We start from the raw sequence: 12,257 nt of genomic DNA, 5'->3' as shown, positions 1-12,257 counted from the left end.
CAATCTGAATACCAACTAGGGCGGGCAGCCCCGGGGAGAGCGCATGCAGGACGCCGCGACGCAGGTCACGCCGAGCCCCGCCCCCGGTGCCGCCGGCGTCTCCGAGACGAGGGGCTGGCTGGAACGGCTCTGGTCCAGCATCGCCGACCGCGGCCGGCCCTATGCCGATGTGCCGGGCCCCGGCCTGCCGCCGCTTGAACGCGCCCGCCGCCTGGCCCGCGCCATCCTGTCGGAGCGCGGGGAGGCCTCCGGCGCCGCCGTGGCGCGGGAGCTGCACGACAGCCTGGGCGCCCTGGCCGCCGAGGACCGCATCGCCTTCTTCCGTTTCCTCGCCGAGGACTTCGCCCCCGACGCGGCGAAGCTGCGCAGGGCGGCAGAGGCCTGGCTGGCCGAGCCCTCGCTGGAAGGTGCCGCGCGGCTGGCGGACGCCGCCGAGGCGCCGCGGCAGGAGCTGCTGCGGCGGATGAACATGGCCCCTGGCGGCACCGCCGGCCTGGTCCGGCTGCGCGAGGAGCTGACCACGCTGACCCGCGGCGAGCCGGCGCTGAGGCTGCTCGACGCCGACCTGCGGCATCTCTTCGCCTCCTGGTTCAACCGCGGCTTCCTGGAACTCCGCCGGATCGACTGGCAGACCCCGGCGGCGGTGCTGGAGAAGCTGATCCGCTACGAGGCGGTGCACGAGATCCAGGGCTGGGAGGACCTCCGCCGGCGGCTGGAGGCCGACCGCCGCTGCTTCGCCTTCTTCCACCCGGCCCTGCCGGGAGAGCCGCTGATCTTCGTCGAGGTCGCGCTCGTCCGCGGCATGGCCGACGCCGTGCAGCCGCTGCTGCAGCGCGACCAGGCGCCGGGCACCGCACGCGAGGCCGATACCGCCATCTTCTACTCCATCTCCAACTGCCAGGAGGGGCTGCGCGGCATCTCCTTCGGCAATTTCCTCATCAAGCAGGTGGTCGAGGAGCTGAAGGCCGAGCTGCCGCAACTGACCCGCTTCGCCACGCTGTCGCCGGTCCCCGGCTTCCGCCGCTGGCTCGACCGGCAGCTGGCCAGCCCGCCCGAGGGCGGCCTGTTCCGGGCGGAGGAGGCGGCGGCCTTCGGCGGCACCGACCCGGCCGAGGGCTTCAAGGCGGCCACTGCGGGCGAATGGTGGCAGGACGAGCCACGAGGCGAAGCCCTGCGCGCGCCGCTGCTGCGGCTGGCCGCGACCTACCTGACCCGGCCGAACAGCGGAATGGGCACCATCGACCCGGTCGCCCGCTTCCACCTCGGCAACGGCGCCCGGCTCGAACGCATCAACTGGCTCGGCAATACCGCCGCCCGCGGCATGCAGGAGAGCTTCGGGGTGATGGTCAACTACCTCTATGACCCCGAGGCGATCGAGGCCAACCACGAGGCCTTCGTGCATTCCGGCCAGGTGGTGCGCTCCGCCGCGGTGGATGGGTTGCTGCCGGCGCCGCGGCCCAGCGCGGCCGCGCCGTCGCGCTCGGCCCTGGCGCGTCTGCTCGGGTCGGAGGACAAGCCGGGCGGCAAGCCCGGCTGACCGCAACGCCCCGGCAGGCGCAGCCATGTCCCCGCAGACCGCCGCGATCCTCGGGCTCATGGCGATGTTCGTCATGGCCACCGCATGGCCCGTCAACATGGGCGCGGTCGGCTTCGCCATGGCCTTCCTCGTCGGCACGCTGGCGGTCGGCATGCCGGCCCCGGCGATCATCGCCGGCTTCCCCGCCGACCTCTTCGTGACGCTGGTCGGCATCACCTACCTGTTCGCCATCGCGCAGCGGAACGGCACCATCGGCTGGCTGGTGCAGCGGGCGGTGCGGGCAGTCGGCGGGCGGATCGCGGCGATCCCCTGGATCATGTTCGCCACCGCCGCGGCGCTGACCGCGATGGGCGCGGTGTCGCCCGCCGCCTGCGCCATCCTGGCGCCGATCGCGCTGCAATTCGCCAGGGGCTACGGCATCAGCCCGCTGCTGATGGGGCTGCTGGTGATCCACGGCGCCCAAGGGGGCGGCTTCTCTCCCATCAGCGTCTATGGCGGCATCACCAACCAGATCGTCGCCCGGTCCGGCCTGCCGGCGCAGGAGATGGTCCTGTTCCTGGCCTGCCTCGGCTTCAACCTGCTGGTCGCGCTCGGCGCCTTCCTCGCCTTCGGCGGCCGCGACCTGATCGGCCGGCGGCACGCGGTGCCGGCTGCCACGGCGGAAGGCAGCGCCGCCGGCCTCGACCTCCAGCAGGCAGCGACGCTTGGCGGGTTGGCGGCGCTGGCGGTCGGCGGGCTCGCCTTCGGCCTCGACATCGGCCTGCTGGCGGTGACCATCGCGGTGGCGCTGACCCTGCTGGCGCCGGCGGCGCAGAAGGGCGCGGCCGAGGCGATCGGCTGGTCCACCATCCTGCTGGTCGGCGGGGTCATCACCTATGTCGGCGTGCTGCAGGCCTCGGGCGCCATCGACGGCATCGGCCGGGGCGTCTCTGGCCTCGGCGCGCCGCTGCTGGCGGCGCTGCTGCTCTGCTACATCGGCGGCGTGGTCTCGGCCTTCGCCTCCTCCCTGGGCGTGCTGGGGGCCGTCATCCCGCTGGCGGTGCCCGTCCTGCAGCAGGGCCAGGTCGGCACCGCGGGGATGATCGCGGCCCTGGCCATCGCCTCGACCGTGGTCGATGTCTCGCCCTTCTCGACCAACGGCGCGCTGGTGGTGGCGAATGCGGCGCCGGAGGAGCGGGAGACGGTCTACCGGCGTCTCCTCGCCTACAGCATCCTTGTGGTGCTGGCCGGCCCGCCGCTGGCCTGGCTGATCCTCATCGTGCCGGGCTGGCTGTGACGCGGCGGGTCATGCTTCGCCCGGCTATGAAGCCGCGGCGGTCTGGTGCATGAGAGAGTCCGATTTTCGACGCCTTGGGGAGTGGACGATGCAGGACAACAACGGCCCGTTGCAGGGCATCCGCGTACTGGACCTCACGCGCGTGCTGGCGGGGCCGACCTGCACCCAGATGCTGGGCGACCTCGGCGCCGAGGTCATCAAGATCGAGCGGCCCGAGGCCGGCGACGACACCCGTGGCTTCGCCCCGCCCTTCATCCCGAACACGAAGGAGTCCGCCTATTTCGTGGGCGTCAACCGCAACAAGAAGTCGGTCACCGTCGATATCGCCAAGCCCGAGGGCCAGGCGCTGATCCTGCAATTGCTCGAGCACTGCGACATCCTGGCGGAGAACTTCAAGGTCGGCGCCCTGGCCAAGTACGGGTTGGGCTACGACCAGTTGAAGGCGAAGTTCCCCCGGCTGATCTATTGCTCGATCACCGGCTTCGGCCAGACCGGCCCCTATGCGCCGCGGCCGGGCTACGACGCGCTGATCCAGGCGATGGGCGGCGTCATGTCCCTCACCGGCGAACCGAAGGGCGCGCCGCAGAAGGTCGGCGTGCCGGTCGCCGACCTCTTCGCCGGGCTCTATGGCTGCATCGGCATCCTGGCCGCGGTGAACCACCGCCATGCGACCGGGCAGGGCCAGCAGATCGATATCGGCATGCTCGACACCCATGTCGCCTGGCTGGCCAACCAGGGGATGAATTACCTGGCGACCGGCGAGAACCCGCCCCGCTTGGGCAACCAGCACCCCAACATCGCGCCCTACCAGGAATTCCCCACCAAGGACGGCTACATCATCCTGGCCGTCGGCAACGACCCGACCTTCGAGCGCTTCTGCAAGGCCACGGGCCAGGAACACCTGCTCTCCGACCCGCGCTTCGCCAGCAACCCGATCCGCGTCGCCAACCGCGACCATGTGACGGCCACGCTGACCCCGGTGATGCAGTCGAAGACCACCGCCGAATGGATCGTGCTGCTGGAGGCGCAGAAGATCGGCTGCGGCCCGATCAACACGCTGGAACAGGTCTTCGCCGACCCGCATGTCATCGCCCGCGAGATGGTGGTGGAGATGCAGCACCCGGCGGGCGAGCCGGTGAAGGTCATCGCCAACCCGGTGAAGCTCTCGGCCACCCCGCCGACCTATCGGAGCCCGCCGCCGGTGCTGGGCCAGCACACCGCGGAGGTGCTGGGGGGCCTGCTCGGCATGTCGGCGGCCGATATCGCCGGGCTGCAGGAGAAGGGGATCACCTGATCCCCGCGCAGCCGTGCTTTTCCGGCGCTCCGGCGCCGGGGTAGAGGGATGAAGAGGGAAGGGAACATCCTGTCCGGGTCCGGACGCGCAAGGCGCGCCGGGCCGGCACGTCCGGCTGTGCCGCCGGGATGAGACGGGGATGACCATGCGCCGCCACCAGCTTCGCTACCTGCTGCCGATGGGCTTCTTCGCCCTGGCCTGGACCGAATGGGGGCCGGAGGACGGCTCGCCGGTCCTTTGCGTGCATGGCCTGACCCGCAACGGCCGCGACTTCGACGCGCTCGCCGCGGCACTGGCCGCCGAGGGCAGGCGGGTGCTCTGCCCCGACCTGCCTGGGCGCGGCGCCTCCGACCGGCTGCCCGACCCGTCGCTCTATGTCCCGCCGACCTACATCGCGGCGCTGTCGCATCTGCTGGCGCGGCTGGAGGGCCCGGTCGACTGGGTCGGCACCTCGCTGGGCGGCATCTGCGGCATGGTGGTGGCGGCGACGCCGGGCCATCCGATCCGCCGCCTTGTGCTGAACGACATCGGCGCCTTCGTGGCGAAGGAGTCGCTGGCGCGGATCGGCGACTACCTGGAGCATGTCGGCGACTTCGCCGATGTCCCGGCGCTGGAGCAATACCTGCGCCGGGTGCATGCGCCCTTCGGCGCGCTGAGCGACGCCGAGTGGCAGCACATGGCGGAGACCTCCGCCCGGGCGGCGCCGGAGGGGCGCGTCGCGCTGCACTACGACCCGGCGATCGCCGTGCCCCTGCGCGGGATCCAGCCGGCGGACATGGACCTCTCGCCGATCTGGACGCGGGTGACGGCGCCGGTGCTGCTGCTGCGCGGGGCGGAGAGCGACCTGCTCTCGGCCGAGACGGCGCGCGCCATGGCGCAGCGTCCGGGGGTGCGGCTGGCGGAGATCGCCGGTTGCGGCCATGCGCCGGCGCTGATGCATGCAGACCAGATCGGGCTGGTCACGGAATTCCTGGCGGGCGCCTGAACCGGCGTGTCTTCGAGGCAAGGCCGGGGAGGAAGTATCCTCCCTGGATCCTCCTCTATTTCTCTGAGTCGGCACCTGCCGCGCGGTAGGTGCCACGCCCAGAAAAAGGAAGGGTGGGGTTTGGGGAGGGAACACTTTTCCCTCCCCAACCTTGCTGACTGCGTCAGAACCCCGGCCGCGGCGTCAGTTCCATCATCACCTGGTCGAGCCCGCCATCCACCAGGATCTCGCCGCCGTTGACATAGGCGCTGCGCGGGCTGGCGAGGAAGATCACCGCGTCGGCGATGTCCTGCGGCGTGCCGATGCGCCGGCTCGGCAGCATCTTCTCCCGCCGCTCCTTCACGTCGGGCTGCTGGTAGAAGGCTTCCGACATCGGGGTGCGGATGAAGCCCGGGCTGACCACGTTGCTGCGGATGCCGTCCGGGCCCCATTCCAGCGCCAGCTGGCGCGACAGCATCGCGGCGGCGGCCTTGGACGCGCTGTAGGCCCCGCTGCGCGGCTGCGGGTTGGTCGCGGCGATGGAGGCGATATGCACCATGGCGCCGCCGCGGCCGATCATCTGGTGGCGGAAGGCCTGGGCGCAGAGCAGGTAGCCGGTCAGGTTCACGTTGAGCAGCGTGTTCCATTCCTCCAACTGCAGGTTGGCGAGCGCGCCCGGCCGCAGGATGCCGGCATTGTTCACCAGGATATCGGCGGCGCCGAGCCGGTCCGAGCTGGTCAGCGCCGCATCGGCGATGCTGCCCTCCGAGCCGGTGTCGCAGAGGATGGCGGTGACCCGGCCGCCGGCGTCGAGCAGCTGGCGTTCCAGCGACTTCAGCGAGTCGAGCTCGCGGTCGAGCAGGGCGACGGCGCAGCCGGCCTCGACGAAGGAGGCGGCGATGGCGCGGCCCATGCCGCCCGCCGCGCCGGTGACGACGGCGATCTTGCCGCCCAGCCCAAGCCAGTCGGTGTTCATGCGCTTATCCTCCCCCAATCCCGGCGCATGAGAGGCACCGGGCGGGGGGAGGTCAAGGGGCGGGGGTGCTGCGCCCGGTCAGCCCGCGCGCAGCAGTTGCGCGGCCTCGACGGCAAAATACGTCAGCACGCCATTGGCGCCGGCGCGCTTGAAGCCGAGAAGGCTCTCCAGCATCGCCCGGTCGTGCTCCAGCCATCCGTTGTTCACCGCGGCCATGATCATCGCGTATTCGCCGCTGACCTGGTAGGCGAAGGTCGGCACGCCGAAGCGGTCCTTCACCCGGCGGACGATATCCAGGTAGGGCATGCCCGGCTTGACCATCACCATGTCGGCGCCCTCGGCGAGGTCGAGCGCCACCTCGCGCAGCGCCTCGTCGGTATTGGCCGGGTCCATCTGGTAGGTCTTCTTGTCGCCGCGCAGCGCGCGGCCCGAGCCCACCGCGTCGCGGAAGGGGCCGTAGAAGGCACTGGCATACTTCGCCGCGTAGGACATGATCCGCGTGTCGATCAGCCCCTTCGCGTCGAGTGCCGCGCGGATCGCGCCGATCCGGCCATCCATCATGTCGGAGGGCGCGATGACGTCGATGCCGGCTTCCGCCTGGTTCACCGCCTGGGTCACCAGGATGCCGACGCTGTCGTCGTTGTGGACATACTCGCCGGCCCGCGTGTCGCGGATCACGCCATCATGGCCGTGGTCGGTGTAGGGGTCGAGCGCCACGTCGCCGACCAGGCCGAGCTCGGGGAATTCCCGCTTCAGCAGGCGCGCCGCGCGGCACATCAGGTTCTCGGGGTTGAGCGCCTCGGTGCCCTCGGCATTCTTGATCTCGGGCGGCGTCATCGGGAACAGCGCGATCGCCGGGATGCCGAGCGCCGCGGCCTTCTCCACGTGCCCCGCCAGCCGGTCGAGCGTGACGCGCACCACGCCGGGCATCGAGCCGACATCGGTGGTCTGGCCGCTGCCCTCGCGGATGAAGATCGGCCAGATCAGGTCGTCCACGCTCAGCGCATTCTCGGCGACCAGGCGGCGGGTCCAGGCATCGCGGCGGTTGCGCCGCATGCGGGTGTTGGGGAAGCTCCCCGTGGGCGTGGCGATGCTCATGCTGCTGCCTTCAGGGCCTGGTCCAGGTCGGCGATGATGTCGTCGATATGCTCGATGCCGATCGACAGCCGGACATAGCCCGGCGTCACGCCGGTCTGCGCCTGTTCCTCGGCCGAGAGCTGGCTGTGGGTGGTGCTGGCGGGGTGGATCGCCAGCGACCGCGCATCGCCGATATTGGCGACGTGGTAGAACATCTGCAGCGCGTCGATGAAGCGCTTGCCGGCCTCCATCCCGCCGGCGAGCTCGAAGCCCATCAGGCTGCCGTAGCCGCCGCGCAGGTGGGCGTCCGCACGGCGCTTCGCCTCGCCGGTCTGCAGGCTGGGGTGGATCACCCGGGTGACGCCCTTCTGCTCCGCCAGCCAGCCGGCGACGCGGATGGCATTGGCGCAGTGGCGCTCCATCCGCAGCGGCAGCGTCTCCAGCCCCTGGATGTGGAAGAAGGCGTTCATCGGCGTGGTCGCCGCGCCCAAGTCGCGCAGCAGGCAGGTGCGCATGCGCAGGATATAGGCGATGGGGCCGAGCGGCTTCACCGCCTGGGTCCACACCGCGCCGTGGTAGCTGGGGTCGGGGGTGTTCAGCGTGGGGAAACGGTCACCACCGGCCTCCCAGTCGAAATTGCCGCCATCGACGACGATGCCGCCGATGCTGGTGCCGTGCCCGCCGATGAACTTGGTGGTCGAGTGCATCACCACAGCCGCGCCATGGTCCAACGGCCGGCAGAGGATCGGCGCCGCGGTGTTGTCCATGATCAGCGGCACGCCGAGCTTGCGGCCGATGGCGGCGACTTCCGCGATCGGGAAGACCTGCAGCTTCGGGTTCGGCAGGACCTCGGCGTAATAGGCGCGGGTCCGGCTGTCGGTGGCGCGGGCGAAGGCCTCGGGGTCCGTGGGGTCCACGAAGCGGACCTCGATGCCCATCTGCTTCAGCGTATTGGCGAAGAGGTTCCAGGACCCGCCGTAGAGGTCGGTGGAGGAGACGATGTTGTCGCCCGCCCCGGCCAGGTTCAGCACGCAGAAGGCGGTGGCCGACTGGCCGGAGGCGACGGCCAGCGCCGCGACCCCGCCCTCGAGCGCCGCGATCCGCGTCTCCAGCGCATCCTGGGTCGGGTTCATGATGCGGGTGTAGATGTTGCCCAGCTCCTGCAGCCCGAACAGCCGGGCGGCATGGCCGGTGTCCTGGAACTGGAAGCTGGTGGTCTGATGGATCGGCACGGCGACCGAGCCGGTGGTGGGGTCCGCCCGGTGGCTGCCACCATGCAGGGCCAGGGTCTCCGGGCTGGTCCAGACGGGCTTCGACATGGTTCTTCTCCGTGCACTTCGATCGGCGTTTCCCGGTTACTCGTCGCATTTCCGGCGCCATCGCGGAAGGGGGAGCGCCGCTCGCCCTGCGGTGTGGCGCACGAATGGATTTGTGAAGGCAATGAGCAGCGCCCCGGGCCTAGATGGACACACCGGGCGAGCCGGCGGGACCAGGGCATGGGCGAGGGGGATCCGGTGGGCCAGGGCGGCGCACCCCGGCGCGCCAAGGAAAGGCTGGCCTGGCCGGACCTGGCGCGCGGCGCCTGCATGGTGCTGGTGGTGCTGCTGCACAGCGACCATGCGCTGCGTCATGTCGGCCAGAACGACGAACACCTGCACCTGCTGAACGAGCTGCTGGTGCCGCTGCGCCAGCCGCTGTTCTTCCTCATCTCGGGCATGCTTGGCGCCGGGGTGCTGGGGCGTGGGGCGCAGGGGGTGCTGGTCCACCGGGTCGGCCGCTATCTCTGGCTGTTCCTGCTGTGGTGGGTGCTGGGGCGGTTCCTCCAGCTCAGGCTCGATCCCTACGGGCCCTTCGGGATGGAGCCGATCTTCACCAGCCCGCCCGACCTGGCCCGGTTGTTCGCCACCGGGCAGGACGACCACTGGTTCTTCTATGCGCTGGCGGCCTTCTTCGGCCTGGCCCTGGTGCTGTCCCGGCTGCCCGGCTGGCTGCATGCCGCCATCGCGCTGCTGCTGGCGGTGCCGGGCCTGCTGGACTGGGGCCGGGCCAGCGGCATCAGCGCGATCGACCAGCTCTGGTACTACCCCTTCTTCGCGTTCGGGGCGCGGCGCTCGGCCTGGCTCTGGACGTTGGCGCCGCGGCTGGGGGGCTGGCCGGCGCTGCTCGGCGTCGGGCTGCTCTGGGCCGCGGGGACGCGGGTCGCGGTGCACTACGACCCGCTGCTCGGCACGCCGGCGACCGCGGCCCTGGCGCTGCTGGCGATGCCGGCGGGGCTGGGCATGGCGGTGCGGCTGGCCGCCTGGGGCGGGCCGCTGGCGCGCGGGCTGATCCTGGTCGGGCGCAACACCCTGCCGATCTACGTGCTGCACCCGCTGGTCATGCGGGTCTTCTTCCTGGTCGTCCCGCGGCCGGAGGCGCTGCCGAGGGCCGGCTGGGTGCTGCTGGCGACGGGGATGGCGGTGGCCGGCTCCTTCCTGCTGGGCCGCGTGCTGGGGCGCATCCCCGGCCTGTTCGGCCTGCCGCCGCTGCCGGTGGCCCTGCTGTCGCCACGCCGTGCCGGCGACCCGCAGCGGGAGTCCGCCTGAACGGCGCCTGTCCCGCGCTGCATGGCGGGTCTGCGCATCCCTGGGCTGGCGGGCCGCCGCCGCCGCTGCCATCTCCGCGGCAAGGCAAGGGTCCGGGGCACAATCCCTGGGGTTTGCCATCGCCCCAACCCCCTGCGCATGGTAGGTTTGCATCATGAGCCCCGCGCCCCTCACCATCGCCATCGGTGGCGACCATGCCGGTCTGCCGCTGAAGACCATCCTGCAGGAGGCCCTGGCCGCCGCCGGCCACGCCGTGGTCGATTTCGGCACCAATGCCACCGTCAGCGTCGATTACCCGGATTTCGCCCACCAAGTCTGCGCCGCGGTGGAAGGCGGCAGGGCCGGCTTCGGCGTGCTGGTCTGCGGCACCGGGATCGGCATGCAGATCGCCGCCAACCGGCATGCCGGCATCCGCGCCACGGTGCTGCACGGCACCACCGAGGCGCGGCTCACCCGGGCACATAACGACGCGAACGTCGCCTGCTTCGGCGCCCGCACCACCGGGCCGGAAGTGGCGCTGGACGCGCTGGCCGCCTTCCTGGCGACCGCATTCGAGGGCGGCCGCCACCAGCGCCGGCTCGACAAGATCAACCAGGCCGCCACGTGAGGATGCGTGGACGCACGCCCTACCGTGGCGAGGTCGCCGGGCGCCGGCACCGGTGCCACCGGGCATCCTTCCGCAGCGCCGCTGCCTCCTGAGCTTCTGACCGCTTCTTCCCAGGGCCGATCCGATGAACGAGACCACCGCCTACCGCATCCCCGAGCGTTTCTTCGCCGCCTCGCTTGCCGAAGCCGACCCCGAGCTGGCCGCCTCGGTCGCCCATGAGCTCGGCCGGCAGCAGGACGGGATCGAGCTGATCGCCTCGGAGAACATCGTCTCCCGGGCGGTGCTGGAGGCCCAGGGCTCGGTCATGACCAACAAGTACGCCGAGGGCTATCCCGGCCGCCGCTACTACGGCGGGTGCGAGTTCGTCGACGTGGCCGAGACCCTCGCGATCGAGCGGGCGACCAGGCTGTTCGGCTGCGGCTTCGCCAATGTCCAGCCGCATAGCGGGGCGCAGGCCAACCAGGCGGTCTTCCTGGCGCTGCTTGCCCCGGGCGATGCCTTCATGGGCCTCGACCTGGCCGCCGGCGGGCACCTCACGCATGGGTCGCCCGCCAACCTCTCGGGCAAGTGGTTCAAGCCGGTGCCCTATACGGTGCGGCGCGAGGATCAGCGGATCGACATGGCGGAGGTCCGCCGCATCGCGCTGGAGGCCAGGCCCAAGCTGATCATCGCCGGCGGCTCGGCCTATGCCCGGGTCTGGGACTTCGCGGCGTTCCGGGCGATCGCCGACGAGGTCGGCGCCTGGTTCATGGTGGACATGGCGCATTTCGCCGGGCTGGTCGCCGGCGGGGCGCATCCGTCGCCCTTCCCGCATGCACATGTCGCGACCACCACGACCCACAAGACCCTGCGTGGGCCCCGCGGCGGCATGATCCTCACCAACGACGAGGCCCTGGCCAAGAAGTTCAACTCGGCGGTCTTCCCCGGCCTGCAGGGCGGCCCCCTGATGCATGTCATCGCCGCCAAGGCCGTGGCCTTCGGGGAGGCGCTGAAGCCGGAATTCCGCAGCTATGCCCGCGCCGTGGTCGGCAATGCCGCGGCCCTGGCGGAGGAGCTGAAGGCGCAGGGCCTCGACCTGGTGACCGGCGGCACCGACAACCACCTGCTGCTGGTCGATCTCCGCCCCAAGAAGCTGACCGGCAAGGCGTCCGAAGCGGCGCTGAACCGCGCCCACCTGACCTGCAACAAGAACGCCATCCCCTTCGACCCGGAGAAGCCGATGGTGACCTCCGGCGTCCGGCTCGGGACGCCTGCCGGCACCACGCGCGGCTTCGGCGAGGCCGAGTTCCGTGAGGTCGGCAAGCTGATCGGCGAGGTGCTGGACGGGCTGGCCCGGGCCAACGACCCGGCGGCGAATTCGGCCGTGGAGGAGAGCGTGAAGGCCCGCGTCCTCGGGCTCTGCCAGCGCTTCCCGATCTACCCGGCCTGACCGGGCGGGAAGGGGGAGGGCAAGGACATGCGCTGCCCCTTCTGCGGGAGCGACGACACCCAGGTGAAGGACAGCCGCCCGGCGGAGGACAATGCCGCCATCCGCCGGCGCCGGTCCTGCCCCGCCTGCGGCAGCCGCTTCACCACCTTCGAGCGCGTCCAGCTGCGCGAGATCACGGTGCTGAAGACCGATGGCCGCCGGGTGCCCTTCGACCGGGAGAAGCTGGCGCGCTCCATCCGCGTCGCGCTGCGCAAGCGGCCGATCGACGAGGACCGCATCGAGCGCATCGTCAACGGCATCCAGCGCAAGCTGGAGACCGAGGCGGAGACCGAGGTCACCTCCCGCCAGATCGGCGAGATCGTGCTGCAGACGCTGAAGGAGGTGGACCAGGTGGCCTATGTCCGCTTCGCCAGCGTCTACCAGAATTTCGGGGAAGCCCGGGATTTCCGGGAATTCCTCGGGAAGATGGACGGCGGGTAGCTGCTGCCGGCTGGACGCCGCCGGCCTCGCCG

Annotated in this window: 11 protein-coding genes; 8 read left to right on the top strand and 3 right to left on the bottom strand. The window is 71.2% G+C overall.

Going from position 1 to position 12,257, the window contains the following annotated elements; all coding sequences use genetic code 11:
* The first annotated feature begins 43 nt into the window (after window positions 1-43).
* The 4 genes from ACFQS7_RS25165 to ACFQS7_RS25150 all read left to right on the top strand — a co-directional run bounded on the left by ACFQS7_RS25165 (window position 44) and on the right by ACFQS7_RS25150 (window position 5,092).
* On the top strand, window positions 44-1,537 hold the full coding sequence (locus ACFQS7_RS25165) for a malonyl-CoA decarboxylase (protein WP_380069904.1): 1,494 nt from the start codon (window positions 44-46) through the stop codon (window positions 1,535-1,537).
* Window positions 1,538-1,562: 25 nt separating this feature from the next.
* Window positions 1,563-2,813 (top strand): SLC13 family permease, encoded by a 1,251-nt coding sequence (locus ACFQS7_RS25160; RefSeq protein WP_380069903.1) that lies wholly within the window; start codon window positions 1,563-1,565, stop codon window positions 2,811-2,813.
* Window positions 2,814-2,901: 88 nt separating this feature from the next.
* Complete coding sequence (locus tag ACFQS7_RS25155) at window positions 2,902-4,107, top strand: CaiB/BaiF CoA transferase family protein (RefSeq protein WP_380069902.1); 1,206 nt, start codon at window positions 2,902-2,904, stop codon at window positions 4,105-4,107.
* Window positions 4,108-4,246: 139 nt separating this feature from the next.
* Window positions 4,247-5,092 (top strand): alpha/beta fold hydrolase, encoded by an 846-nt coding sequence (locus tag ACFQS7_RS25150; RefSeq protein ID WP_380069901.1) that lies wholly within the window; start codon window positions 4,247-4,249, stop codon window positions 5,090-5,092.
* Between the two features lie 163 nt (window positions 5,093-5,255).
* On the opposite strand, the gene ACFQS7_RS25145 is transcribed toward ACFQS7_RS25150, so the two are convergent.
* From ACFQS7_RS25145 to ACFQS7_RS25135, 3 genes are all read right to left on the bottom strand, one after another.
* Window positions 5,256-6,047 (bottom strand): SDR family NAD(P)-dependent oxidoreductase, encoded by a 792-nt coding sequence (locus ACFQS7_RS25145; RefSeq protein WP_380069900.1) that lies wholly within the window; start codon window positions 6,045-6,047, stop codon window positions 5,256-5,258.
* A 78-nt stretch (window positions 6,048-6,125) separates the two neighbouring features.
* On the bottom strand, window positions 6,126-7,145 hold the full coding sequence (gene hemB / locus ACFQS7_RS25140) for a porphobilinogen synthase (RefSeq protein WP_380069899.1): 1,020 nt from the start codon (window positions 7,143-7,145) through the stop codon (window positions 6,126-6,128).
* Window positions 7,142-8,443 (bottom strand): O-acetylhomoserine aminocarboxypropyltransferase/cysteine synthase family protein, encoded by a 1,302-nt coding sequence (locus ACFQS7_RS25135; protein WP_380069898.1) that lies wholly within the window; start codon window positions 8,441-8,443, stop codon window positions 7,142-7,144. Before ACFQS7_RS25135 ends, hemB begins: the two co-directional genes overlap by 4 nt.
* A gap of 177 nt (window positions 8,444-8,620) precedes the next feature.
* On the opposite strand from ACFQS7_RS25135, the gene ACFQS7_RS25130 reads away from it, so the two are divergent.
* The 4 genes from ACFQS7_RS25130 (at window position 8,621) to nrdR (ending at window position 12,225) form a co-directional block, all read left to right on the top strand.
* Window positions 8,621-9,709 carry an acyltransferase family protein gene (locus ACFQS7_RS25130; RefSeq protein ID WP_380069897.1) on the top strand — a complete coding sequence of 363 codons (1,089 nt, stop codon included), beginning with the start codon at window positions 8,621-8,623 and terminating at the stop codon, window positions 9,707-9,709.
* A 154-nt stretch (window positions 9,710-9,863) separates the two neighbouring features.
* The gene (gene rpiB / locus ACFQS7_RS25125; protein ID WP_380069896.1) at window positions 9,864-10,316 is read left to right on the top strand and encodes a ribose 5-phosphate isomerase B; all 453 of its coding nucleotides are present in this window, start codon (window positions 9,864-9,866) and stop codon (window positions 10,314-10,316) included.
* A 124-nt stretch (window positions 10,317-10,440) separates the two neighbouring features.
* A complete protein-coding gene (gene glyA, locus ACFQS7_RS25120; protein ID WP_380069895.1) occupies window positions 10,441-11,745 on the top strand; it encodes a serine hydroxymethyltransferase in 1,305 nt (434 codons plus the stop codon).
* Window positions 11,746-11,772: 27 nt separating this feature from the next.
* Window positions 11,773-12,225 (top strand): transcriptional regulator NrdR, encoded by a 453-nt coding sequence (gene nrdR, locus ACFQS7_RS25115; protein WP_380069894.1) that lies wholly within the window; start codon window positions 11,773-11,775, stop codon window positions 12,223-12,225.
* Window positions 12,226-12,257 lie beyond the last annotated feature (32 nt).

The organism is Dankookia sp. GCM10030260 (assembly GCF_042666655.1).
In the GTDB taxonomy this organism is placed as follows: domain Bacteria; phylum Pseudomonadota; class Alphaproteobacteria; order Acetobacterales; family Acetobacteraceae; genus Paracraurococcus.
Note: the sequence above shows the minus strand (reverse complement) of the source record. Positions and strands in the feature narration are given on the sequence as shown.